This is a genomic window from Alteromonas sp. W12 (genome assembly GCF_001924945.1).
Taxonomy (GTDB): domain Bacteria; phylum Pseudomonadota; class Gammaproteobacteria; order Enterobacterales; family Alteromonadaceae; genus Alteromonas; species Alteromonas macleodii.
Genome location: NZ_LQXH01000001.1, coordinates 786,777 through 810,774, shown reverse-complemented (window position 1 = coordinate 810,774; position 23,998 = coordinate 786,777). Strand labels below are relative to the sequence as shown.

Below are 23,998 nucleotides of genomic sequence, written 5' to 3'. Positions count from 1 at the left end.
ATATGGATGTGACCCAGTTCATCGTACTGGCAGTATTTGCCGGTACGATATGCGCGCTGATCTTTACCAATCAGCGCCCTTCCACTGTGTTTTCTGGTGCAGTGTTAGCTTTACTGGTTACCCAGCAGTTATCTCTTGATGACATCTTGCTAAATTTAACAAACAAGGGTCTTATTACCCTTGTTTTGTTGCTTTTGGTAAGCAGTGCAATTGATAAAACAGCGTTAATAAAACGCCTAGGTAGGAAACTAGTAAGTGCTAACTTTACTCAATCCTATTGGCGCTTGTTTTCACTGACCTTTTTATCGTCTGCGCTTTTGAACAATACTGCTATTGTGGCAAGCCTTATTGGTCCAATTAAGCAAAACCAATATCATCCTGCCTCTCGATTACTAATCCCTCTCTCGTACGCAGCTATTTTAGGCGGTACGGTCACCTTAATCGGTACGTCTACCAACCTGATCGTAGACAGCTTTTTGCAAGAGCACGGGCATCCAGGCTTTAACTTTTTTGACTTCACACTTTATGGCACCGTAGCGGGTTTAAGCTGTGGTCTACTCATGTTTTTGCTACTTCCTTTGCTACCTCATATTGGCAATAAGAGTAATAACTATCACGAGTATATGGTTGAAGCCGAAGTGGAGTCTGGTTCAGAACTCATAGGCAAAACCGTAGAACAAAACCATTTACGTAACTTACCAGAACTCTTTTTGGTAGAAGTGGTGCGCAATGGCAACCTGATATCTCCTGTTGGGCCTGACCTGGTCATTCTGGAAAACGACAAACTTATCTTCTCTGGCAACGTTCAAAAGCTTGATAACCTTAGCCACATAAAGGGGCTAAGCATGTTTGCTGAGACCGATGGGGTATTGCGTGAGAGCTTAACCGAGGTAGTTGTTGCCAATCGCGCTCAAGTTATTGGGCAAACCATTAAAAAACTTGGCTTTAGAGCCCTGTTTGATGCGGCCGTTGTAGCCATTCGCCGCGATGGAGAGCAGCTGTCAGGCAAGTTAGGAGAAATTAAGCTTCAAGCAGGTGACTTCTTACTTTTAGCTACAGGCCCAGACTTTGCGACTCGTCAAAATTTAAATAAAAACTTTTTTATTTTGTCAGAGCAAAAAATAGCCCGCCCACTAACCAACAAGCAAGAGTGGATTACCCTTGGCGGCTTCCTTTCCACGGTGTTATTAGCTGCAACTAATGTCATTTCACTGGCTATTGGTCTGCTGTTTTTAGCCGCTGTGCTAATTGGCGTAAGAGTAACGTCAAACGGCGAAATGAAGCGAAACTTACCGTTGAATTTGATTGTTGTGATTGTAGGCGCGCTAAGCCTGGCAACCGCATTAGAAAATTCAGGGGTTATTAATATAACCACTGAGGCACTTATGCCGGTGTTGTCGGGTACTGACTGGTTCATAGCATTGTTAGTCATCTACTTGCTAACACTGGTTTTAACAGAGTTCGTTACCAACAACGCTGCTGCAGCGTTAATGTTCCCGTTTGCCTACGGGTTAGTGCAAATCATTGGCGCACCGCTAATGCCATTTGCATTAGCGGTAGCATTTGCAGCAAGTGCCAGTTTTATTTCACCATTCGGCTATCAAACCAACTTGCTTGTTTATAATGCGGCGAATTATAAGTTTTCGCATTTTATAAAAATTGGACTGCCTATTTCGCTGTTGTATAGCACCATAGTTTTGACACTGCTTAATATTACTTATTTGTAAGGTCTTGCGGCGCGTTTTGAGAGGACATAGAAAATCACCAAAGATAGAGCAGCAATCAGCAGTATTACGTAAAGGGAAGCGAACGCTTCCCTTTTTTTATTTATAACCTTTCAATACATTCATTTTCTCTTACAAATATCAAGATGTTGTGCTGTACAACACCTGTAGCCAACAGTAATCTATAACTCAATTTATTGCCTGCCTGTTGGCAAGCTAACAATGACTCATGGCTTTAACCGAAGCCAGAGTAATAAGAAAAACGAAATAGGAGCAAGGGATGCACAATGTAACGAACCCCTTTCAAGCGTGTAACGATATTTTCTTCAAGCCTAATGGCGTATTTAAAGCAGTAGGTGAAAACAACAATTGGAGCTGGATGCCATTTATTTTGATCATGGCTATTTCGCTTGTTTCCCAGTACTTGTATGTAAACTTCGTTGACATTGAATGGTTCGCTCAGATGAATATTGCCGCGCAAGGGGATATGAGTCCGGCAGAAGAAGAGCAAATGAAGGCCTTCTTCACCAGGGATGCTTTGCTTTGGTCATCGGTTATAGGTGCCTTTTTTATTCCTATTATCGTAAACGCCATTTACGCCGTGTACGTGAATTTAATGACCCGTTCTGACGACAGCCATGTGTATGGCTTTACTGACTGGTATGGTTTCGCTTGGTGGCTTTCAATGCCTTATGTGCTTACTGGTTTAGTGGGTGTTGCTTTGCTGTTGTTCGCAGGCGACCATCAAGTAGCGCCATCAATTTTATCGCCAGCGTCCCTTGGGTATATTGCGAATATCCCGATGGACTCGCCTTGGTACGCTTTCGGCCAGGCGTTAAGGGTAGAGCTATTCTGGGGCATTTATTTAGCCACCGTAGGTATTACTCAATGGACCGCCTTTTCTCTTAAAAAGGCGGCATTAATTGCAAGTGCACCTTATATTGTTATCTACGGCATCTGGTTGATTGCCCTCGCCTTGTTCTAATTAACCTTGCGAATGTAACGCGCCCACTATACGAAAAGTGCGCTGTGCTATTAATACAGTAGTTATGAATATAATGTTTGTGATTACAGTGTTTTAGTACAGCGTTTCTATAAACTGGCCGCGCAGCCTTACTTTAAAAAGACGCACCCTTTCATTTCTTTCACTACCCATGAATAGCATCATTGCCGCTTTTGTCGTCACACGAAGTATCATTATACCAATCCGCATAGATCATTACCCACTCAGCGAGAGTTAAAATGTTCGTAATCGCGGCGTGTTACCGCAGGTATAGTGGTTCTACATCAAGGTGACACAACAAAGAGTACGGACATTTTAAACTCGCCCTTCGGGAAGGTCTGGCAAGCTTCCTAGCTTCATTCTGGGAATTTGAAAGGGAACAGCCATTCCTGCATTCCCACGCTTTGCTAGGAAACTTGCCAGCGCCTTCTGAGTGGGCAATGATCTATGCGGATTGGTATTACACCCACAGCGGCAGCTGTTTAGTTGGCTTAGCCCCTTGTCGTAACGGCCTGAAATAATCTTTATTTTGATAAAACTTCGCATCCTGCGGTGAATGCCATAAAGGCACGCCTAACAAAGGAAGGGGCTTTAAGAGCGGTGTGATCTGAAAAGCATCGAGTGCTGAAATTCGGGCTGACATTGCATCGTCGAGTACGGCGCGTTGTTGCCATTTATCGAGCTCATTAAATCCTTGAGGCACTGAAACCGCGAGCCACTTTCCAGTAAGCCCAATAAACGGGTTCAGCATCATTTCTAAATTCGCATGCCCAAATACATAGGGCGTTACTTCAGCATGCCAACGCCCTCGATTTGCTAGAAATACCTGTTCCCATTCATGGGTGGCCAGTTGCTGTAGGAAAACTTCTAGCGATTCAACGCCACTTGGTCTGGGCTCTTCTATCGCCAGCACCACGCCACATTCATCAAAGTGGGTAATCCGATTGCGACGTGCGGTGCGAGGGTTTACGCCGTACGCCTCGATATCGCTTATATGCAGTTCATTTAATAAGGATTTTGTTTTGGGAAATTGCAGCCAGATCAGTGCATTAAACAAATCGTGCCAGCTTTGCTCTCTGGTAGGGACAACCCCATCTTCACTAATAATCGTTTCATAGTAACGCTGTTCATCTTCTGAAAACTGACTCTGTCCTTTAAATACAGGCCCCGTCCATTGCTTGTGATATCTAGATGTAAGTTCATTAAGCACATCAGGAGATGGAAACTTACTATGACTCATTAAACCGAGTTCATCTAAAAGAATGGTTACAGGATAACTTGCGTGTTTTTTTAAGTAGTCTTTACAGAAAGGGATTGAGTCTGATTGCATATCAACTATTGGTTCGCTCTGGGGTTTTCTCTATACTGAGCAAGTATTGTAGAGCAAACAGAGACTAACAATGAAAAAAATGTTTTTGCCATTGCTTGTACCTACCCTTCTGGGCGTAAGTGCTTGCACACCTAACAACGACAGCGCGTCACAAGATCAGTCTGCGAAAAAAGAGATGCCTGTGGCGTCTAACTTTGACAGTGTTTACAACAATATTTCAGACGCCGATATTCGCGAGCCATTAAAGATACTGTCTTCAGATGAGTTTGAGGGCCGTTTACCGACGACTGAAGGCGAAAAGAAAACCATTGAATACTTGGTTAGTGAATTTACCAAAGCGGGGCTTAAACCGGGAAATGGCGAAAGCTTTTTACAAAAAGTAGCCCTTATGGAAATTACGGCTGACCCAGATATGACCATGACTATTGGCGACAATAACTTCGCGTATAAAGAGCAAATGGTTGCCTCTTCTAAGCGTGAACAGAGCTCGGTGTCGCTCGAAGATTCAGAGTTAGTCTTCGTTGGCTATGGTGTGAATGCACCAGAGTACGACTGGAACGACTACGAAGGGTTAGATGTTGAAGGCAAAACAGTCGTCATGCTAATTAATGACCCGGGATTTGAAAATCCAGAAAGTGGTCAGTTTCAAGGCACAACGATGACCTACTACGGTCGTTGGAGTTACAAATATGAAGAAGCGAGCCGTCAGGGCGCTGCTGGCGCCATTATTGTTCACGAAACTGCCCCTGCCTCTTACGGCTGGTCAGTTGTTGCTAACAGCTGGAGTGGTCCGCAGTACGGCCTAGTAAGTGCCGACAAAGGAGCAAGTCGTGTGGCTGTTGAAGGTTGGTTAACGTTAGATGCGGCGAAAAAAGTGTTTGCTGATGCAGGGCTCGACTTTGACCAAGAGAAAGCAAACGCCATGCAAGGTCCTTACAACAAAGCAATGGATATCAAAGCATCGGTTACGGTTAACAACACCTTCAAAAAGTCAGAGAGCAACAACGTTATCGCGACTCTGCCGGGCGCAGAGTTTCCTGATGAGCATATTATCTACACGGCACATTGGGATCATTTAGGTAAAGATGAGAGCAAAGAAGGCGACCAAATCTATAATGGCGCTCATGATAATGCCACGGGCACTGCGGCTATTCTAGCCATGGCCAAAGCATACTCAGAGTTGACGCCTGCACCAAAACGCTCGGTATCATTTTTAGTAGTAACTGCTGAAGAGCAAGGGCTGTTAGGCAGTAAATATTATGCAAGCAATCCTGTTATTCCGATTGAAAATACGGTTGCTAATATCAACATGGACGCAATGAACGTATTAGGTAAGACCAAAAACGTTGCCGTTGTAGGCATGGGTAAGTCAGAAATGGAAGACTATCTTGAAGCCGCTGCGGCTAAGCAAGGTCGTACACTGACTCAAGAAGACAGACCAGAAGCTGGGTACTACTACCGCTCAGATCACTTCAGCTTTGCCAAGCAAGGTGTTCCAGCACTGTACGCTGAAGGCGGAAATGAACCAGCAGATGAAGAGACAGCCAAATACAGAAAACGTATGAATGTCATTGTTACGGGCTGCTATCACCAAGTGTGCGATCAGTATCGTGACGATTGGGATTTAAGCGGTATCGTGCAAGACACAAAAATGCTGTTTGATGTGGGTGTAGGTGTTGCAAATGCAGAGGCTTGGCCGAAGTGGAATGAAGCAAGCGAGTTCCAGCGCCAAAACTAAAACACTTTGACGTAAAAACACAAAGAAGGCCGCGTCTTCTTTATCGTTAATAAAGGGTTTCTTCGTGAAACCCTTTTTTATTGACCCGCATTAATTTACTACCCTCTACATTTGAACTCACTTCCCTCTATATTAAGCACTGCTTACCGCATTCATAAGCTTACCTTTGCATGGAATTAGGATAAAAATGTTAATAAACGGCTATTTTGGGATAAATGGAATAAGAATTTCCATTTTCTCATCATAATGTACTTGCAATTTCCTGTCAGACTGGCACATTCAGGGGCACGCGAATAAGAATAACAACAAACCATCGCCCACTCGTACGCGAGTACCGACAGAAAAAACTTCTATTATTTTTTTCAACAAGTGAACAGAGAGAATCCGTTATATGTGTGGTATTTTCGGTATCCTTGATATCAAAACCGATGTGTCTGAACTCAGAACCCAAGCCCTCGATTTATCAAAACTTTTGCGCCACCGTGGCCCTGACTGGTCGGGTATCTGGAATAATGACAATACCATTCTTTGTCACGAAAGATTGGCGATTGTCGACGTTGATACAGGGGCGCAGCCTCTTATCAGCCAAAACGATAAACAAATTCTTGCCGTTAACGGCGAGATATACAACCACAAGCAACTTGCTGCTAATCTAGATGAGCCGTACCCATTTAAAACCCGTTCTGATTGCGAAGTTATTCTTCCGCTTTTTCAGCAAAAAGGCATCGACTTTATCGATGAACTAGAGGGTATGTTTGCGTTCATTCTATACGATGAAGAACAAGACGCTTACCTTATTGCCCGCGACCATATTGGTATTATTCCGCTTTATACCGGTTACGATGAACACGGTAACTTCTATGTTTCATCTGAAATGAAAGCGTTAGCAGGCGTATGTAAGACAATCAGTGAGTTCCCTCCTGGCCACTACCTGTGGAGCAAAGAAGGTAAAATCACCAAGTACTACAAACGCGACTGGATGGAATACGACAACGTAAAAGACAACACCAGCAACCTAGAAGAGCTACGTGTAGCATTCGAGAAAGCTGTGAAGTCACACATGATGTCTGACGTTCCATACGCTGTACTTCTATCGGGCGGTTTGGACTCTTCATTGGTTTCAGCTGTCGCAGCGCAGTACGTTGCAAAGCGCGTTGAAGACGAAGACAAGACAGATGCATGGTGGCCTCGCCTGCACAGTTTTGCTGTAGGTCTTGAAGGAGCACCTGACCTTAAAGCAGCGAAGAAAGTGGCCGACATGATTGGCACCGTACACCATGAAATTCACTTTACCATTCAAGAAGGTTTAGATGCCATCCGTGATGTTATCTATCACTTGGAAACCTACGATACAACAACGATCCGCGCCGCTACTCCAATGTACTTAATGACACGCAAGATTAAAGCGATGGGCATTAAAATGGTGCTATCGGGTGAAGGTTCTGATGAAATTTTTGGTGGTTACCTGTATTTCCATAAAGCGCCAAACGCCAAAGAATTCCACGAAGAAACGGTACGTAAACTTGATCGTCTACATATGTTTGACTGTGCGCGTGCTAACAAAGCCACATCAGCATGGGGTGTAGAAGCTCGTGTACCATTCTTAGATAAGAACTTCATTGACGTAGCTATGCGTTTAAACCCACAAGACAAAATGTGTCTAGATGGAAAAATGGAGAAGTGGATCCTTCGTAAAGCGTTTGATAACGGCGAAACCCTTCCAGCAGAAGTACTTTGGCGTCAAAAAGAGCAGTTTGGTGATGGTGTAGGTTATTCGTGGATTGATTCAATTCGCGATTTCGTTGAAAACGAAGTGACTGATCAGCAACTTGCAACAGCGGAATTCCGCTTCCCAGTTAACACACCAGACACCAAAGAAGGCTACTACTACCGCACTATTTTCGAGAGCTACTTTCCTCAAGAAAGTGCGGCGCGCTGTGTGCCAGGCGGTAAATCTATTGCGTGTAGTACAGCAGAAGCACTTGAGTGGGATGAGAGCTTTAAAAACAACGCAGATCCTTCTGGCCGTTCGATGAAAGGCGTCCACGCTGGCGAGTCTTAATAGACAATCGTACAAGCAGAGCTAACATTAAAAAAACGCGGCCTAAGCCGCGTTTTTTATTGTCTATTTATTCTTTTGAATCTTCTGTTTTTGGTTTATACCATAAAGCAGAATTAGTAAGAGGGGTCTCAATGGGTAATAACGGGTTTTCGAGAGTGAAAATTTTACGCTCATTAACCCCTAAAGACGCTAAGATTGGGGCGTACGTAGATTCAAATAACGCATCAAAAGACCCATCTTCAATGGCTCTGTTAAGGCCTGTTTCAATGAGATTCGCTAACGTCTTGTTACTTGAACTTACAAAGTAATACATAGCGGTGGGGTAATACAGCGCCATTGAAGGCTCAAGGTAAAGGTTGTTACGACGACCTTCCACCTCCAGCTCTGCGTCCACTTCCATAACAGAACGAGGAAAAAAGTCCCCTTTACCTTGTTTAATCATGTCATACGCTTCGCGAAACTCAGGCACAGTAAACACGTTAAACCCGTTGGCTTGAAGAATTTTGGTGTCCGGCCATTCTTCACCCTGAATGGGTATAAGTTTACGCATGTCAGTCAGCGATAATACATCATCGAACTTCGTCTTTTTATTTTCGTTAATAACGAAAACACGAAGACCTATAAGCCCTTTTGCGATTGGAATACGAATGGGGGTCAATTCCTTTTCGCGTTGGCTGTCCGTCATACTCCATACTACGTTAACTTCTCTGTTTTCACGTAGCTGACGCATCGCTTTGCCCGTCAGCAATATACGATCAGAAGGGCGTAGCTCATAATTTACGCCGGTTTTATCGAGCGCAAGTTTAAGCAGTGCTATCGGATATTGAGCACGGGCATCTGAGTCGTCAATAGGACGCGGATAAGTGATTGTCCAAGTAGCGGCCTCAACCATCGATGCAGCAGTAAAAGAACACAAAGCGACGGCCGCTATTACGGCTTTTTTTAGCAGATTAAAGCTATGCATCTTCTTTATGTCCTTTGTTAATTTGATTACTTAAGCGCAAGACGTGTTTGCCACAAAGCCGGCGCGTTTCAAACACTTATTCAATACCAATGTATTTATGTGTTTGTAAAGATAGCCGCCAGTTACGTTCAATACAAGTACGCACTGCAAGTTCTGTGGCTCTCTTTTGCTGGCTAATTGGTTGTAAACAAACCTGTTTTCCGTCTAATGACGATACATTAGTAAGCAGCGCATCAAGCTCGTCAATATGCTTTTGCATTGCGATGGGGTGCTTGATTTCATTCGCTCTTTCAAGCGCACTTACTAAGACGTCATATCCGCCTTTCATGTTTATTTTAGGAGAAACCGTCACATACGTACGCGTGTCACAAAGTACTTCAAAAGTACCGCTGGTCTCTATTTGTGTTGTGTATCCGTTGTCGTGAAGTAGGCTCGTCAGAGGACGTAGGTCGTACATACATGGCTCACCGCCGGTAATAACCACATGCTTTGCCACATAGCCTTGTTTCCCAAACTCAGCCAGCAAAGCCTCCTCACTGGAGATGAAATAGGTTTCAGACTCTTCGCCTTTTGTGATCACAGCTTGTGGCGACACACTCAAGTCAGGCTTAATTTCCCACGTATGTTTTGTATCACACCATGGACAACCCACAGGACAGCCTTGTAAACGAACAAAGATAGAGGGAATACCAGTGTGAGCACCTTCACCCTGGATAGTTTCAAACATCTCATTGATGTTTAATGTGGACATTACAGACAATTTGACACCCTTTAACGATTGTATGTTGGGATTTTACCAAGGATCACATAAAATTCGGGCATAATTTCTTAAATCTTCGAAAAACTATGTCAGAAAACGTTGTTGTTATCTATTCAGGAGGCATGGACTCCTTCACAGTGCTGCATAAAGCGCTAAAAGCAGGCAAAAAAGTTCATGCACTGAGCTTTAACTACGGACAACGCCACAAGAAAGAACTCGATTATGCTGCCAACGTGTGTAACTCGCTTAACGTTCCCCACAAAATTGTAGATATTAGCGCCATAAATACGCTCATAGGGGGTTCAGCGTTAACCTCAGATATCGAAGTTCCAGAAGGCCACTATGAAGAGCCAAGCATGAAACAAACCGTGGTGCCCAATCGCAACATGATTTTGCTATCGCTGGCCGTTGGCTACGCGGTCAGTTTAGACGCTAACGAAGTATACTATGGCGCTCACTCTGGCGATCATGCCATTTACCCAGACTGCCGCCCGGAGTTTGTTCATAAAATGAATGATGTGTGCGGCATTGCGAATTATACACCGGTTACGATTATGACGCCTTATATCGACGACAGCAAAACCGCTATCTTGACCGATGGTCTGTCAATGGGACTGGATTACGGCCAAACGTGGACCTGTTACAACGGCAGAGAAAAAGCATGCGGAAAATGCGGTGCGTGCGAAGAGCGCTTAGAGGCGTTCAAGGAAAATAACGCCGTCGATCCTCTAGAATACGAATAGCGTAATCTGAAATAAAAACACCTCTTATTGTTTATAAGCGCTTTAACCCAAGCGTTTATAAACAATAAGAGGTGTGATCTAAGGTGCTTGTTGCTACTACTTTTGACTCTCTGAAATGAAGTAGCTCAATTCTTTAATACAGTGGCGTAATACAGGGTTTAATCGCGTATTTTTTCCATTCATTACAAACAGTTCGTGACTAAATTTAAATAAGCTCCCTTTTGCAATAGGTACAAGCCCAAGTGCGGCGCCCTGCTCTTTCGCCATATAGTCTGGCAGCAAACCAACATACTCGCCGGTCATAATCGCAGACATCGCTGCATCAAATGAATCTGAGAAAGTTTGAATCGATAATCTGGTTTCATCTTCAATGTAGTTTGCCGACGACAATCCAGAAATACCAATGGCAGGATAATCACCAATTTTTACGCCTTCTGGTAAATCAGTATCGCGATACTTTGCCAGAGGATGTGTAGGCGCACAGTACAATCGCCCTTCAGTTTTAATGCCGACAGGATGAAAGGTTACTGATTCAGGTTTGACCATGTCATAGGTTGAAACAACGAGGTGGCACTCACCAGATAAAGCGACATGCTCAACTTCATTGTATAAACGAGTTTGGATATTAACGTGAATATCGTCAAACTTCTTCATAGTACTTTTAACCGCTTTACTTACGGCCAAGTGCATAGAAAGTGGAAGGCCAGCCATTAAGACCAAAGTGATATGGCCTGAGTAGTCATCATGAAGCGATTTCAGATTGAATACAAAATTGTCGAAGGCATTAAAGATGCGTTTGGTTTCTTGGAAAACCACCTCACCCTCTTTTGTCATTTGAAAGCCACCACGACCGCGATGACATAACACCAAATCTAAACGTTCTTCCAGTTTTTTGATGGCTGCACTGATGTTGGGTCGTTGCATACGCAACACGGGTTCTGCCGCAGTAAATCCGTTGCAGCTCGCTACAGCGTAAAACACACGCAGTAGCTTTATATCTGACTCCTGAAGACGATTAAGCATATTAGCACCTGTTTATAGGTATAGTTATCGATACTCAACTTAGAACTATATTCAACTAATTGTGCTATTACAACGACATTTTGCGGCTTTTCATCTCATTTTTTATTAAAAATTTGAGTTTTGTGCTACCCAAAAACTGACGTCAAGTCGTATTGTCCACAGGAAAAAAGGGGGATTTTCTTACATCAAAAGGAAAAGTGCTGTAGTGAGTTATCCGGTTTTATACGGAAAGAACCCACATACAGCCTCAGCTAGCGGGACACATCGCCATTTTTAAGAGAGTGTAACAACTTGCTTTCGAAGTGCTTCAATATCGTCACGCAATGATGCTGCTTTTTCAAACTCAAGCTCACGCGCATATTCAAACATCTGCTTTTCAAGCTCCGTGATTTGGTCCATTAATTCAGTAGCACTTGCTGTTTTCTGTTGCTTCTTCTTCTCTTCAACTTTGCGCAGTCTGACTTTTCCAGACGCAGGGTGCGCGCTGTCGCCTAAGTCCATAATATCGGTAATAGGCTTGTTAAGTCGCATCGGCGTTATACCATTTGCCTCATTATGCGCCATTTGCTTCTCACGACGGCGCTCAGTCTCGTCCATCGCTTTTTTCATCGACTTGGTAATACTGTCAGCGTACAAAATAGCTTTACCATTCACGTGACGCGCGGCTCTACCAATAGTCTGAATTAATGAACGCTCGGCTCGCAAAAAGCCTTCTTTATCGGCATCTAAAATCGCCACCAGCGACACTTCCGGCATGTCTAAACCTTCACGTAAAAGGTTAATACCTACCAACACGTCGAATTTACCCAGTCGCAAGTCTCGGATTATTTCAATTCGCTCTACGGTATCGATATCCGAATGCAGATAACGAACTTTAACGCCGTGCTCATTTAAATACTCGCTTAAATCTTCAGCCATACGCTTGGTTAAGGTAGTAATAAGCACACGTTCGTCAAGCTCTACCCGCTTTTGAATTTCAGACAGGACATCATCTACCTGAGTGGCTACAGGACGTACTTCAATAACAGGGTCTAGCAGACCTGTTGGACGCACAACCTGCTCCACTATCTCACCGTCAGTTTTCTTTAATTCATAATCGCCAGGCGTCGCAGAAACATAGATGGTTTGAGGGCAAATCTGTTCAAACTCTTCAAACTTAAGCGGACGATTGTCCAACGCCGACGGCAGCCTGAAACCAAACTCCACCAAGGTCTCTTTTCTAGAGCGATCCCCGCGATACATTGCCCCTACTTGAGAGACAGTTACGTGAGACTCGTCGATAAACATTAGGCCATCTGCTGGAAAATAGTCCAATAAGGTTGGAGGTGGTTCGCCCGGTGCTCTTCCTGAAAGATAGCGAGAGTAATTCTCGATCCCAGAACAATAGCCAAGCTCCATCATCATTTCGATATCGAACTGGGTGCGCTGTGAAATACGCTGCTCTTCAATCAGCTTATTCGCCTCTTGAAGTTGCTTTTTGCGATCGCCAAGTTCTTCCTTGATATGCTCAATAGCATTGAGAATTTTCTCTCGAGGGGTTACATAGTGCGTTTTAGGAAAAACCGTTGCTCGAATAACTGACTTATCGACAGCCCCAGTTAGCGGGTCGAACAGACTAATTTTATCTATCTCATCGTCAAAAAGCTCGACCCTTACGGCTTGCTTTTCAGAGTCCGCAGGGAAGATATCTATAACATCCCCTCGCACACGAAACGTACCCCTTTCAAACGCTAAATCGTTACGCTTGTACTGCAGTTCTGCAAGGCGACGTAAAATGTCACGTTGGTCCATGGTGTCGCCCTGGCGAAGGTGCAATAGCATCTTCATGTAGGATTCAGGGTCACCCAAACCATAAATAGCCGACACACTCGCTACAATGACTACGTCTCTGCGCTCCATCAACGCTTTAGTGGCGGACAGTCGCATTTGTTCAATATGATCATTGATTGACGCGTCTTTCTCAATAAAGGTATCTGTACTTGGAACGTAGGCTTCTGGCTGATAATAATCGTAATATGAAACGAAGTACTCTACGGCGTTATTGGGGAAGAATTCTTTCATCTCACCGTAAAGCTGAGCCGCTAATGTTTTGTTGTGTGCAAGAATAAGCGTTGGTCTCTGCACTTCTTTAATGACATTAGCCATGGTAAAGGTTTTACCCGACCCCGTAACACCAAGCAGTGTTTGGCCGGCCAAGCCACTTTCTAGGCCATCCACCAAAGCTTCTATTGCTTTTGGCTGGTCGCCTGCTGGCTTGTATTTAGAATGAAGCTCAAACCCTCTACTCATTTACTTAACCTTTTCTTTAGCTTACTGCTTAACATCTTGCTTGCGGTCAAACTACTCAACGTTAAAAACGCACAATCTTAAATAACCGCTCTGGTATTAGCTGTGCTCAGACGTTTCTTTATCTGATTCAAACTGAGTAATCGCACGTTTGAAAACAACAAATGAAACACACGCCATTGCAATATTGGCAATGACCGTTCCTGCAAATAACCCTTTCAGTTCAAATAGAAAACTACCCGCGACGCTGATAGGTACGAAGAAAACAAATAAGCGGATGACACTTAACGTTAATGCCGTCATTGGACGATGCATGGCATTCAACGATGAGTTAGTCAGAATGATAATGCCTTGCATGCCATAACCCAGCGGTACAATCATAAGAAACAGCTGTATTAGTACGCTTACCTCTGCTTCATTAGCAAAGGCGACGGCTATCCAGCTAGATAGTCCCCACATGACAAGAAAAATGGCGAACTGCCAAACCAGAACAAATTTCAATGTAAGCGAATATGCCGTTTTTACCCGTTCTACTTGGCCTGCTCCAACGTTTTGACTGATAAATGGAGGCAGTGTCATGGAAAGTGCTAGCACAACAATACTTGCAATAGACTCCATTCTATTTCCCACTCCCCACGCTGCAACCGCTTCGGCACCGTAACCAGCAACTACAGCTGTCATCACGCCACCGGCAACAGGGGTAAGCATATTTGCACCCGCCGCAGGTAGTCCTATTTTGAGAATTTCACGGCTGCTATCACGCAGCTCGGCAAGTGTCAGCAGTCGAGGCAACATCAACTTTCGACGAACGGCTAAAATATAAAGAATCCATAATGCACCAACTATCCACGCTATAAAAGTAGCGAGTGCCGCACCTTTTATTCCCATTGCCGGAATGGGCCCTAGTCCGAAAATGAAAATAGGATCAAGCAACGCGTTTAATCCGCCGCCTGCCGCCATAACAATACTGGGTGTGCGGGTATCGCCACACGCTCGCAGCACACTATTGCCAACCATCGGCATGGCAAGAAAGATGCTCGACAAGTACCATAGCCCCATATAGTCAGATATGTACGGCATTAGATTGTCTGTTGCATTAAGCAACTTAAACACAGGCTCTATGGTGAAAAAGCCAATTGCAGCTAGTGCACCCACAAGCAAAACGGACAGCATTAATGAACCCGTCGCATAATGTTGAGACTTGGTTATTTCTTTACTGCCCTGTAACTTGCCTATAATTGCAGAGGTACCAATACCTAAACCTATGTTTAGGCTTATTACGGTAAAAGTAACGGGAAAGGTAAAACTAATAGCGGCTAAAGGGTCGGTGCCCAACAAGCTCACAAAAAAGGTATCGATAAGCCCAAAGCTCATCATCATTACCATTCCCAGTATCATGGGAATAGTCATACGCTTTAACGTAGTACCTATATCTCCTTCCAATAAGTCGGAAGTACGTTGTTTAGCGTTACTTTTTATCACTTGAGCTCCGGCAAACTAAAATCCCCTCATCAATTGCGCGTTAGTGTAAAAGAGTGAACACTATTTAGCTATGCGTATTCGACAAACAAAACAAAGCATAAGAGGGTTGTATGAAAAGCGATGTTTTTGACAAAAGTACGTGCGATGAACCATTTCGCTGGCTACGCCACAAAACTACGAGTTTTTTGTAAAAATAAATCAAAACACGTGCGTATGTGTTCATTACAGTTTAATTTCTATCCTGTTTCACTTTTAATATGCAGGCAAAACGTCTCGGGCGCATCTAGCTATCCAAATAGAGCGTTTAAAAGACACACAAAAATGTTAACAAAATGTAAGACATTGAGAATTAAGATGGATTTCATTGAATAGCATTTAGGCATTCGTTGAATTAACACACAAGCTACTTTTTGTTCAACCGATCTATTTCGATCGAGAAACAAGATCAAAAAAAACACCCTAACCCTCTGTATTAAAAAGATTATCCACTCAATAACGCCATAACCTGATTAGATCAATACGTACGCGATCTCGTAAATAACTACAGCGATTCTAAGCTATCAACATAGTTATCCACAGATTTAGTGGATAACTAACGCCAGACCATATTCGGCGGGATTTCGTGCTCGATTAATTTCTCAGCACGTAAGTGGTGACTAACCTTTTAATCCTCAGGTACAGGTTACAGATTTATTAAAGCCTGTACATAATACCAGTATGGAAGCGCTTTTTTATTCTATTTAGTTATACCCTTTAACTTTAGTGAGATATATAAGAAAACGAGATGGGTAAAACTATCAATTACTAAAACAACCTCTTGTTCATAAGCAATGAGGGAATAATGTGCAGTTATTAACCATCATTTTCTCAGCATTGACGACAAAATGAACATAAAAGCCGTAAAAAGCTATTTTTTGCGCAGTCAGCACAAATATTTCATTTATGTTGTTGACAGTTCCTAAGTACGTCTTTAATATTCGCCTCCGTTGAAGCGCAGGTCCCCCTTAGCTCAGTTGGTTAGAGCGACGGACTGTTAATCCGCAGGTCCCCCGTTCGAGTCGGGGAGGGGGAGCCAACTTCAGCAAACAACTTAGGTGTCGATTCCCCCTTAGCTCAGTTGGTTAGAGCGACGGACTGTTAATCCGCAGGTCCCCCGTTCGAGTCGGGGAGGGGGAGCCACTTAGTTGGCTCTTAATCGCCTCACCCACTTCATTCTATTTTAATTCCTAAAACAACGCGTTTAGACATTAAATAACCCTAATTCAATCAAGTTGTTAAACCCGTTCTAAAAAGGGATAATAGACCTAATCTGTTTTTCTTTTTAATTCGCGGGCATTGTCCGTCAAAATTCCTCGAAGGAATTGCGTTATTCATGACTGAATTTTTACTGCTATTGATTGGTACAGTACTGGTTAACAATTTTGTGTTGGTTAAGTTTCTCGGCTTATGCCCGTTTATGGGTGTGTCTGGCAAACTTGAAACTGCCATGGGCATGTCTATGGCCACCACATTTGTACTCACCCTTGCCTCTGCATCGAGCTACCTAGTTGAAACCTATCTACTTGCTCCACTGGGCATCGGTTACCTTAGAACGCTTGCTTTTATTCTTGTTATCGCGGTGGTGGTTCAGTTCACAGAAATGGTCGTGCACAAAACCAGCCCTACCTTATATAGATTGTTAGGTATATTCCTTCCTCTTATCACAACCAACTGTGCCGTGCTTGGTGTAGCGCTATTAAACCTTACCGAACAGCATAATTTCATGCAGAGTCTTATTTATGGTTTCGGCGCTGCTGTGGGGTTCTCTCTTGTACTGGTGTTATTTGCGGCCATGCGTGAGCGTTTAGCTGCTGCTGATGTACCTGTATCTTTTAAAGGTGCCTCAATCGCTATGATAACCGCTGGTCTCATGTCCCTAGCATTTATGGGCTTTAGTGGACTGGTGAAAGTGTAATGACGATATCTACCGCAATTATATTCGCCGTTGTTGCCATTGGCGTCCTTGCGCTTATTTTTGGCTTGGTTCTAGGCTACGCGAGTATTCGCTTTAAAGTTGAGGGCGACCCGCTTGTTGAGCAAATAGATGCCGTACTACCACAAACTCAGTGTGGCCAATGCGGATATCCGGGCTGCAAGCCTTATGCTGAGGCTATTGCTGAAGGTGATGATATTAATAAGTGCCCACCTGGTGGCGAAGCAACGATTAAAAAACTCGCAGACTTGATGGGAGTTGAACCTAAACCCCTTGATGCAGCTCATGGCGAAGAAGACGTTAAAAAAGTCGCGTTTATACGCGAAGACGAATGTATCGGCTGTACCAAATGTATTCAGGCCTGCCCTGTCGATGCCATTTTAGGTGCCGCCAAACACATGCACACGGTTATTACTGATGAATGTACAGGGTGTGACCTATGTGTAGATCCCTGCCCTGTCGACTGTATCGACATGGTGCCAATTGCTCAAACAACTTCTACATGGAAGTGGGATTTTGAATCATCGCCTAAAGGTGATATCCCCATCAAAATGGTGTCGTAATTGTGATGTATCCAAGTTTTGATTCAATTATAGAAACCCTTGAAGCGGGAAAGATGTACTCATTTCCAGGTGGCGTACATCCCGACGATAAGAAATCTCTATCTAATACATCAGTAATAAAGAAACCGTCGTTACCCGAATTATTGATTGTTCCTTTAAGGCAGCACATTGGCTCAGACGGTATCTGCTGCGTAGAAGTTGGCGATACCGTATTGAAAGGCCAAATTCTTTCGCAAAGCTCATCGCCTTTTTCTGTGCCAGTTCATGCGCCAACCTCGGGCGAGGTTGTTGCGATTGCTCCGCATGTTGTAGCGCACCCTAGCGGCCTAACAGAAATGTGTATTTCAATACGCCCTGACGGAAAAGACACATGGTGCGACCTGTCACCTATCGCTAACTACAGCGAGCTTGATAAAAACAAACTTATTGAAGCCATTTGCCAAGCTGGTATTTCTGGAATGGGTGGTGCCGGTTTTCCTACCCATATAAAAACCTCTACGTCCAAACCCGTCGAATTCCTTATCCTCAACGGCATTGAGTGCGAACCCTATATCACGTCTGATGATCGATTGATGCGTGAGCACGCCTGGCAAATACGCCAGGGTCTAGACATTCTTACTCACCTTATTGGACCGAAGGCCATTGTTGTTGCGGTTGAAGACAACAAGCCCGAGGCTTTCGAAGCACTTAATATTGCCTGTCAGGACAAGAAAGACTATCGCGTTGTTAGCGTTGAGACTAAATACCCTGCCGGCGGCGAAAAACAGCTGATTCAGGTACTGACTGGCCGAGAAGTTCCAAGAAATGGATTGCCTGCCGACGTAGGCGTGATGATGTTCAACGTTGGTACCTGCTATGCCATTGCAGATGCTATTTTACACGGCAAGCCACTGATTGAACGGGTTGTTACCGTAACTGGTGAAGCCGTTGAATCACCAAGCAATTTTAGAGCGTTGTTGGGTACGCCCGTCTCTCATCTATTGGATGAAGCAAACTACAACCCGAAAAAACAGAAAGCACCTAAAGTGATTATGGGCGGGCCTATGATGGGCTTTACCTTATCAGACGCTACGATCCCCGTGGTTAAAACCACAAACTGTTTGCTGGTTCCTGCAAAAAAAGAGCTGGTAGACGACAATGCAGAGCGCCCCTGTATTCGCTGTAGCGCATGCGCCGACGCATGCCCTGCGTCGTTGCTCCCCCAACAAATGTTTTGGCACGCCAAAGCAAAAGAATACGATAAAGCCGAAGAATACGACCTTTTCGACTGTATAGAGTGCGGCGCATGTGCTTACGTTTGCCCCAGTGAAATTCCCTTGGTGCATTACTACCGCCAGGCTAAATCCGAAATACGCATTCAGCGTGATGAAAAGAACAAGGCTGAGAAGGCTAAACAGCGTTTTGAAGCACGTAAAGAACGTTTAGAGCGCGAAAAGCTTGAGCGCGAAGAAAAACATAGAAAAGCAAAAGAAGCACGATTAGCCGCCAACAAAGCCAAAGAAGACAATGCTGTAGCCGATAATGCGAATAGCGCTGTTGATGCTGGCGCAACTGAGGCCAAGGACAAAGTAGCGGCGGCGCTTGCGCGTGCGAAAGCAAAGAAAGCGGCTATGCAGGCCAACGCAAAGGATGAAAGTAATACAACAAATACCAACGAACCAAGCACTGCGGCAGACGATAAAAAAGCACAGGTAGAAGCAGCTATAGCCAGAGCTAAGGCGAAAAAAGCCGCACAAGCCCAGAATGAAGCTCAACTTGAAAGCGCGGATAAGCAAGTTGAGCAAGCGTCATCGCCAGAAGATGATAAAAAGGCAAAGGTTGCTGCAGCAATCGCCAGAGCAAAAGCGAAAAAGGCCGCGCAAGCTCAAAACGAAACGCAAGATGAAAGCGCTGTCGAACCATCAACCACAGAACAGCCAAGTAACCAGTCATCATCACCAGAAGATGAGAAAAAAGCTAAAGTTGCTGCCGCTATCGCTAGAGCAAAAGCAAAAAAAGCCGCGCAATCCAGCCAGTCTGAGGCGTCTTCAGCAGAAAAACCTGCGGGCTCTCTAGACGAAAAGCAAACTGAACTTTCCGATACTGAAGCTAATTCAGAGCTAAACGCTGAAGCGCAGAAAAAAGCGCGTATTGCCGCGGCAATCGCTAAAGCTAAAGCGCAAAAAGCTGCTAAAAATAGTGAAGACGGGCAGCCTGATAACTCAGTTTCAGGGCAAGGTGCGCCAACTCAATTAGATGAGCAACCAGACAGTCACTCCAAAGAACAGCTAGATGAAAAGCAGGCTAGGATCGCAGCGGCGGTAGCGAAAGCGAAAGCTAAAAAGGCCGCTTCGCAAAAAACGCAAGCATCTAGCCCTGATGGCGAGGCTGGTATTGAGAATCAAGACGCTAACTCGCCAGAAGAAGCCAGTTTTCAAAGCGTCAGCGAACAAAACAGTAGTGCTCAGAGTGATAGCGCATCAGATCCTGCTAACAACTTGAGCGAAGCGGATGAAAAAAAAGCGCGCATTGCTGCTGCGGTGGCGAAAGCGAAAGCCAAAAAAGCGGCTAAGCAGGAAGAACATCAAGGAAGCGAGCAAACTGATGCTAATGACGCTGCCTCGACAAATGAAGCTGACGAGAAAAAGGCGCGCATTGCTGCCGCAGTGGCAAAGGCCAAAGCAAAGAAACTTGCTCAAGACAGTAATGGCAATTTAGCGACCTCATCAAATACTGCTGAACAGGAAAGTAGTAAAGCGCATGAGCAGAGCGAATCGTCTAGCCGTGTAGGTCAAGCAACAAGCACGCAAGCTCCTTCTCAACCGACAGCACAAGATGAAAAGAAAGCGCGCATTGCAGCTGCAGTAGCAAAGGCTAAAGCAAAAAAAGCAGCAGCTGAACAAGAGAAAGAATCATAATGAAGTTAAGTTTATCGAGTTCACCACACCAACGGGTTAAACGCGATACTGGCCAAGTCATGCGTATGGTTATTTATGCCATGCTCCCTGGCATGATTGCACAATCCTTCTTTTTTGGCTGGGGAATGCTCATTCAAGCCATTATTGCAGTAGTGAGTGCACTGGTCATTGAAGGCGTGATTTTATTTTTAAGAAATCGCCCCATCGAGCGCACATTAACAGATTACAGCGCAGTATTAACCGGCTTACTCATCGCAATTAGTATTCCTCCTACCCTACCTTGGTGGATGACGGTAACGGGTGTTTTCTTCGCTATTGCGGTGGCTAAACAGGTTTACGGCGGGCTTGGCTTTAATATTTTCAACCCTGCCATGATAGCGTATGTGGTGCTGCTTATTTCATTCCCTGCGGCTATGAGCCTATGGCTGCCTCCTGCGACTCACGCTGGCATTACGCCAAGTTTCTTTGATTCGGTATCACTTATATTTACTGGTTTTACTACTAGCGGATACGATGTCACTCAACTCAAAACCATTGCCGATGGTGTAACCATGGCTACACCGTTAGACACATTGAAAACCGACCTAACGCAAGGCGTAACATACTCAGAGTCATTGGCGAAGCCAATCTTCGATGGCGGGGTATTCGAAGCTGCTGGAGCAGGGTGGGGAATGGTGAGTCTTGCGTATTTACTTGGTGGCCTCTACCTTTGGAAGACCCGCGTTATCAGCTGGCATATCCCGGGAGGTATGCTGCTAAGCGTTTTTGTTTGTGCATCACTGCTTCATTTAGCAAACGCCGATTACTACGCTTCACCGCTATTTCACCTGTTTAACGGTGCAGTAATGGTAGGCGCCTTCTTTATCGCCACCGACCCGGTTTCAGCATCAACAACACCAAGAGGCCGCATTATATTTGGTGCAGCGATTGGCTTTTGGGTGGTAATAATCCGTACCTTTGGTGGTTACCCTGATGCCGTAGCGTTTGCGGTTATTATTATGAATATGGCGGTGCCTTTGATTGATTACTATACCCGTCCTCGCGTGTACGGCAAAAACGTTAAAGGTCGAGGTAAACACTAATGATGAAAGAAAGCCTGGCCAAAAACGGCCTTATGTTAGGTGCGTTTGCCGTTGTTACCACAGCATTAATAGCACTCACATTTTTTGGCACCCAAGATAAAATTGAGCAACAAAAGCAGCAAAAACTGCTAAGCGTACTTAATGAAGTCGTGCCTAGCGAATTCCACGACAATGCCCTTTACGCCAACTGCACAGAGGTCAATGCACCTGAACTTGGCAACAAAAAAGCCCACAAAATATATCGTGCGACGTTAAATGGCCAACCTAGCGCATTAGTATTAGAAGCCACTGCTCCAGACGGATACAGTGGAGATATCGATATCGTTGTTGGTGTAAAAGTGGATGCACACGTTGGTGGAAACACACAAGGCGGCTCGAGTACTGACTCGCTCGACGGTGAGAGCGAAAATCTCAATATCACCGCGTTAGCGCTCTCGGAGTTGGCCGAGCTTGACTCAACACCTCAGAAGTCATCTGAGCAAGACGAGAATGCGTCCGATATTTCTGCGCCCAACACTAATAGAATCAGTATGAGGGTGCTTGGCGTGCGCGTTATCGAACACAAAGAAACCCCTGGGCTTGGCGATAAAATAGAGCTTGCCGTTAGCAATTGGATAACGACGTTCAGTGACAAGCCTTTTTCACCCGACAATTTGGCGCCTTGGCAGGTCAAAAAGGACGGTGGTGAGTTCGATCAGTTCACTGGCGCTACCATCACGCCGAGAGCAGTAGTAAGAGCAGTACGCGAAGCCTTGCTTTACGCACAGGCCAACCAATCTGCACTTTTCAACGCTCCAAACACCTGCGCAATTACAGATTCCGTTGAAACAATTGATGCGATTAACGTGAATGAGGCTCAACCTCATAGTGTAGAGGAGCTATAACGTGACTGATTTTCGCGACCTGTCTTTACAAGGGCTTTGGAAGAACAATCCTGCGCTGGTACAACTGTTAGGTTTGTGCCCGCTATTGGCCGTTACCGCGACGTTTATCAATGGTCTCGGGTTAGGCCTTGCTACCATGTTGGTACTCATTGGCAGTAACGTTACCGTTTCACTCGTTCGTAATGTGGTAAGAAACGAAATCCGCATTCCCGTTTTTGTTATGATCATTGCTGCGTTCGTTACCATTGTTCAGCTATTAATGAATGCATACACCTATGACCTTTACTTAGCGCTAGGTATTTTCATTCCGCTGATTGTAACTAACTGCGCCATCATAGGCCGCGCAGAAGCCTTTGCGTCGAAAAACGGGCCGCTCGCCTCTGCCTACGACGGATTCATGATGGGACTGGGTTTTACCGCAGTGCTGGTCATTTTAGGTGGTATGCGTGAGATATTGGGTGCAGGTACATTGCTAGCTGGTGCAGACAGACTGTTTGGCTCAATTGCTGAGAACTGGACCATAACGCTTTTCAACACTGAAAATCCGTTTTTGCTTGCGATACTGCCGCCTGGTGCCTTTTTAGGTATGGGTCTTCTCATTGCTATCAAAAACAGTATTGATGCAAAGTTAGCCGCTAAGCAAACATCGCCTGCAGTGAAGGCTGAACGGGTACGCGTTACAGCTGAAAGCTAAACGCTAAAAATCAAAAACAAAAAAGTATTTAGAAATGAATGATGTAGTTAAGCCGGCCAAGCCGCTTTCTAAGCAGGAAAAAGTAAAAGAAATCATGCGAATACTGGATGACCTTTATCCGGAAATTCCTATCTTTTTAGATCATAAAGACCCATATACGTTACTCATTGCGGTTCTCCTATCGGCGCAATGTACAGACGAGCGCGTTAACCAAATTACGCCAAAGCTCTTTGCTCGGGCAGATAACCCTTACGACATGGTATTGATGAGTATTGAAGAAATTCAAGACATTATCCGTCCTTGTGGTTTATCTCCCATGAAGTCCAAAGGCATTTGGCATTTGTCTGACATGATCATCAAGCAGCACAACGGTGAAGTGCCTGCAAACTTTGAAGCGCTGGAAGCCATGCCCGCAGTGGGTCACAAGACTGCCGCTGTGGTTATGTCTCAAGGCTTTGGCATTCCTGCTTTTCCCGTAGATACTCATATCCACCGATTAATGTATCGCTGGGGTTTGTCGAACGGAAAGAGTGTTGAGCAGACAGAACGTGACGCAAAACGCTTGTTCCCAAAAGAAAGGTGGAATGATTTGCATCTGCAAATCATCCTATATGGCAGAGAATACTGCCCTGCCCGCGGTTTCGACTTAAACAAGTGTGTTATCACACGTGAGTTCGGCAGAAAGAGTTTTATTAACGAAGTGCTGAAAGAACAAGAGAAGAAGCAAAAATTGGCGCTTAAGAAGAAGCGTAAATAGAGCTTCAGTAAGAAACACAATATACGCAACTTCT

The 23,998-nt window shown here is 44.7% G+C and carries 18 protein-coding genes and 2 tRNA genes; 14 read left to right on the top strand and 6 right to left on the bottom strand.

Annotation, left to right across the window (positions count from 1 at the left end):
- Positions 1-2: 2 nt before the first annotated feature.
- Together AWH61_RS03345 and AWH61_RS03340 are read left to right on the top strand one after the other, a co-directional pair.
- Entirely contained in the window at positions 3-1,727 is a 1,725-nt protein-coding gene (locus AWH61_RS03345; RefSeq protein WP_014948794.1) for an SLC13 family permease, read from the top strand.
- A gap of 277 nt (positions 1,728-2,004) precedes the next feature.
- Positions 2,005-2,709 carry a YIP1 family protein gene (locus tag AWH61_RS03340; protein ID WP_014948793.1) on the top strand — a complete coding sequence of 235 codons (705 nt, stop codon included), beginning with the start codon at positions 2,005-2,007 and terminating at the stop codon, positions 2,707-2,709.
- A 478-nt stretch (positions 2,710-3,187) separates the two neighbouring features.
- Here the strand turns inward: AWH61_RS03340 and AWH61_RS03335 are convergent, their stop codons facing one another.
- Positions 3,188-4,057 carry a DUF3025 domain-containing protein gene (locus AWH61_RS03335; RefSeq protein ID WP_075176208.1) on the bottom strand — a complete coding sequence of 290 codons (870 nt, stop codon included), beginning with the start codon at positions 4,055-4,057 and terminating at the stop codon, positions 3,188-3,190.
- 70 nt (positions 4,058-4,127) lie between these two features.
- On the opposite strand from AWH61_RS03335, the gene AWH61_RS03330 reads away from it, so the two are divergent.
- Positions 4,128-5,795, top strand: coding sequence for a M28 family metallopeptidase (locus AWH61_RS03330; protein WP_075176207.1), 1,668 nt, complete (start codon positions 4,128-4,130; stop codon positions 5,793-5,795).
- A gap of 391 nt (positions 5,796-6,186) precedes the next feature.
- Positions 6,187-7,857, top strand: coding sequence for an asparagine synthase B (asnB, locus tag AWH61_RS03325; protein ID WP_014948790.1), 1,671 nt, complete (start codon positions 6,187-6,189; stop codon positions 7,855-7,857).
- A 67-nt stretch (positions 7,858-7,924) separates the two neighbouring features.
- On the opposite strand, the gene AWH61_RS03320 is transcribed toward asnB, so the two are convergent.
- Positions 7,925-8,821 (bottom strand): type 2 periplasmic-binding domain-containing protein, encoded by an 897-nt coding sequence (locus tag AWH61_RS03320; protein ID WP_014948789.1) that lies wholly within the window; start codon positions 8,819-8,821, stop codon positions 7,925-7,927.
- Positions 8,822-8,897: 76 nt separating this feature from the next.
- Positions 8,898-9,572, bottom strand: a complete 675-nt coding sequence (queE, locus tag AWH61_RS03315) for a 7-carboxy-7-deazaguanine synthase QueE (protein WP_075176206.1) — start codon at positions 9,570-9,572, stop codon at positions 8,898-8,900.
- Positions 9,573-9,667: 95 nt separating this feature from the next.
- Between queE and queC the strand changes: the two genes are divergently transcribed.
- Positions 9,668-10,324: a 7-cyano-7-deazaguanine synthase QueC gene (queC, locus tag AWH61_RS03310; RefSeq protein ID WP_014975995.1), complete on the top strand. Its 657-nt coding sequence runs from the start codon at positions 9,668-9,670 to the stop codon at positions 10,322-10,324.
- A 96-nt stretch (positions 10,325-10,420) separates the two neighbouring features.
- Here queC and AWH61_RS03305 read toward each other — a convergent pair whose 3' ends face one another.
- From AWH61_RS03305 to AWH61_RS03295, 3 genes are all read right to left on the bottom strand, one after another.
- Positions 10,421-11,347, bottom strand: a complete 927-nt coding sequence (locus AWH61_RS03305; protein WP_014948786.1) for a LysR family transcriptional regulator — start codon at positions 11,345-11,347, stop codon at positions 10,421-10,423.
- A 273-nt stretch (positions 11,348-11,620) separates the two neighbouring features.
- A complete protein-coding gene (uvrB, locus tag AWH61_RS03300; RefSeq protein ID WP_014948785.1) occupies positions 11,621-13,636 on the bottom strand; it encodes an excinuclease ABC subunit UvrB in 2,016 nt (671 codons plus the stop codon).
- Positions 13,637-13,732: 96 nt separating this feature from the next.
- Positions 13,733-15,115 carry an MATE family efflux transporter gene (locus AWH61_RS03295; protein ID WP_039226571.1) on the bottom strand — a complete coding sequence of 461 codons (1,383 nt, stop codon included), beginning with the start codon at positions 15,113-15,115 and terminating at the stop codon, positions 13,733-13,735.
- Positions 15,116-16,113: 998 nt separating this feature from the next.
- Between AWH61_RS03295 and AWH61_RS03290 the strand changes: the two genes are divergently transcribed.
- The 9 genes from AWH61_RS03290 to AWH61_RS03250 all read left to right on the top strand — a co-directional run bounded on the left by AWH61_RS03290 (position 16,114) and on the right by AWH61_RS03250 (position 23,964).
- A tRNA-Asn gene (locus tag AWH61_RS03290) sits at positions 16,114-16,190 on the top strand.
- 27 nt (positions 16,191-16,217) lie between these two features.
- Positions 16,218-16,294 (top strand) — tRNA-Asn (locus AWH61_RS03285).
- Positions 16,295-16,487: 193 nt separating this feature from the next.
- Positions 16,488-17,069, top strand: a complete 582-nt coding sequence (rsxA, locus tag AWH61_RS03280; RefSeq protein ID WP_014975993.1) for an electron transport complex subunit RsxA — start codon at positions 16,488-16,490, stop codon at positions 17,067-17,069.
- Positions 17,069-17,650 (top strand): electron transport complex subunit RsxB, encoded by a 582-nt coding sequence (gene rsxB / locus AWH61_RS03275; protein WP_014975992.1) that lies wholly within the window; start codon positions 17,069-17,071, stop codon positions 17,648-17,650. The genes rsxA and rsxB overlap by 1 nt, the downstream gene beginning before the upstream one ends.
- Before the next feature lie 5 nt (positions 17,651-17,655).
- Positions 17,656-20,547, top strand: a complete 2,892-nt coding sequence (gene rsxC, locus AWH61_RS03270; protein WP_075176205.1) for an electron transport complex subunit RsxC — start codon at positions 17,656-17,658, stop codon at positions 20,545-20,547.
- Entirely contained in the window at positions 20,547-21,629 is a 1,083-nt protein-coding gene (gene rsxD, locus AWH61_RS03265) for an electron transport complex subunit RsxD (RefSeq protein ID WP_061485157.1), read from the top strand. Before rsxC ends, rsxD begins: the two co-directional genes overlap by 1 nt.
- Positions 21,629-22,513 carry an RnfABCDGE type electron transport complex subunit G gene (locus AWH61_RS03260; protein WP_075176204.1) on the top strand — a complete coding sequence of 295 codons (885 nt, stop codon included), beginning with the start codon at positions 21,629-21,631 and terminating at the stop codon, positions 22,511-22,513. Before rsxD ends, AWH61_RS03260 begins: the two co-directional genes overlap by 1 nt.
- 1 nt (position 22,514) lies before the next feature.
- Positions 22,515-23,207, top strand: coding sequence for an electron transport complex subunit E (locus AWH61_RS03255; RefSeq protein WP_039233136.1), 693 nt, complete (start codon positions 22,515-22,517; stop codon positions 23,205-23,207).
- Positions 23,208-23,241: 34 nt separating this feature from the next.
- Positions 23,242-23,964 (top strand): endonuclease III domain-containing protein, encoded by a 723-nt coding sequence (locus AWH61_RS03250; protein WP_014975990.1) that lies wholly within the window; start codon positions 23,242-23,244, stop codon positions 23,962-23,964.
- The last annotated feature ends 34 nt before the right edge of the window (positions 23,965-23,998 follow it).